Source organism: Acidithiobacillus sp. TH-A36 (assembly GCF_057473445.1).
Window position 1 is genome coordinate 1 of record NZ_JBYCKP010000365.1, and the last position, 1,832, is coordinate 1,832.

The 1,832-nt window shown below is 56.0% G+C and carries 2 protein-coding genes; both read right to left on the reverse strand.

The window, feature by feature from the left end; all coding sequences use genetic code 11:
* Nucleotides 1-101 precede the first annotated feature (101 nt).
* Nucleotides 102-1,367 (reverse strand): serine--tRNA ligase, encoded by a 1,266-nt coding sequence (gene serS / locus AC2VLY_RS09650; RefSeq protein WP_193651872.1) that lies wholly within the window; start codon nt 1,365-1,367, stop codon nt 102-104.
* Nucleotides 1,360-1,832, reverse strand: a 473-nt coding sequence (locus AC2VLY_RS09655; protein ID WP_486922173.1) for an AAA family ATPase, incomplete at its 5' end; no start/stop codon positions are given. The genes AC2VLY_RS09655 and serS, both read right to left, overlap by 8 nt.

Sequence of the window (1,832 nt, forward strand, 5' to 3'; positions counted from 1 at the left end):
TCGCGCATTTGCAGGACTACCGATTTATGTTGCAGGGCTGCCAGCTCCAGAGCGCTGTGCAAGGCACAGCTAACGGGCACATAGGGGTCGCGCATCGTTTTTTATGCGCTGAGTATTTCCATGCCGCCCATATAGGGGCGCAGGGCTTCGGGAATATGCACACTCCCATCAGCCTGTTGATGATTTTCAAGCAAGGCCACCAGGGTCCGGCCTATGGCGAGACCAGAACCATTCAGGGTGTGCACCAACTGCGGCTTACCATCCTCACCACGATACCGGAGCTGCAGGCGACGGGCCTGAAAGCTTTCAAAATTGCTGCAGGAGCTGATTTCCCGATATTGACTTTGACCCGGCAACCACACTTCGAGGTCATAAGTCCGGGCCGCACTAAAACCCATATCTCCAGCACACAGAGCCATTACCCGGTAAGGCAGCTCCAGTAATTGCAATATTTTTTCGGCATGCCCGGTGAGTTCTTCCAGAGCTGTGGCAGAATCTTGGGGGCGGACAACCTGTACCAGCTCTACCTTGTCAAATTGATGCTGGCGAATCATGCCCCGGGTATCGCGCCCATAAGCGCCCGCTTCACGCCGGAAACAGGGCGTATAGGCACAAAACCGCTGGGGAAGCGTGCTGACGATTTCACCGCGCAACAAGTTGGTCAGGGGCACTTCGGCAGTTGGTATCAGGTAATAGGGATCATCGCGCAGCGCAAAAAGATCTTCTTCAAACTTGGGCAATTGTCCGGTGCCGAACAGAGATTCGGAATTCGCCAAAAAAGGCGGGGCAATTTCCGTGTAGGCATGGGCAGTGACGTGCAGGTCCAGCATAAACTGGGTCAAAGCCCTTTCCAGTCGGGCACCCAGGCCACGTAACACGACAAAACGGGCTCCGGCCAGGCGCACCCCTGCTGCAAAATCGAGAATACCCAATCCCTCACCCAGGTCCACATGATCCTTGGGCGTAAATGAAAATTCGCGAGGCGTTCCCCAATGCCTTACCGGCACGTTATCGGCTTCATCACGTCCATCAGGGACGGAAGGCTGGGGAATATTGGGCAAGCTGCTGACCAGCGCCTCCCATTGCTGCAGCACGACTTCCAGAGACTGCTCCAGCGCCTTGATGGTTTCTCCATACTGCCCCGCCGCGTTTTGCATCTCCGCAGTATCCAACCCCTGCCGGCGCGCCTGGGCAATTTCACGAGAAGCCTCATTACGCGCGTTGCGCTGTTCTTCCATCTGAATTTGCAACGTTTTTCGCTGTTGATCCAGGGCGGTCAAGGCCGACACATCGAGCTTGAAATGGCGACGGGCCAGTCCTGCAGCGACAGCTTCCGGTTCATTGCGCAGCAAATTAGGATCAAGCATTCGGGGTTTTCTCTTGGGTAGTTGAACGATGGGCGCGAATCCAGCGCAGGCGCTCCTGAATACGCGTTTCCAGGCCACGTTCGCTGGGATCATAAAAACGGGTTCCGATCAGCCTTGCCGGAAAATATTCCTGATTGGGGGCAATAGCATCTGGATAATCGTGATCGTATTGATATTCTTTGCCGTAATCCAGTGTTTTGAGTAATTTGGTCGGGGCATTGCGCAAATGCAGGGGGACCTCCTGGCTGCTGCCCGCTTTCACCAGGGCCTGAGCCTTGTTCCATGCCGTGTAAACCCGATTACTTTTGGGACTGCTGGCCAGGTAAACCGCCACCTGGGCCAGGGCCAGTTCACCCTCGGGACTACCCAGAAACTGATAGGCGTCCCTGGCTGCCAAAGCCATTTCCAGCGCCCGGGGATCGGCGAGACCCACATCTTCTGAGGCCATCCTGACCAAGCGCCGGG

What these genes read in the sequence shown, in the direction of transcription:
- serS (WP_193651872.1), bottom strand. Translation starts at nt 1,367, where the DNA reads ATGCTTGATCCTAATTTGCTGCGCAATGAACCGGAAGCTGTCGCTGCA.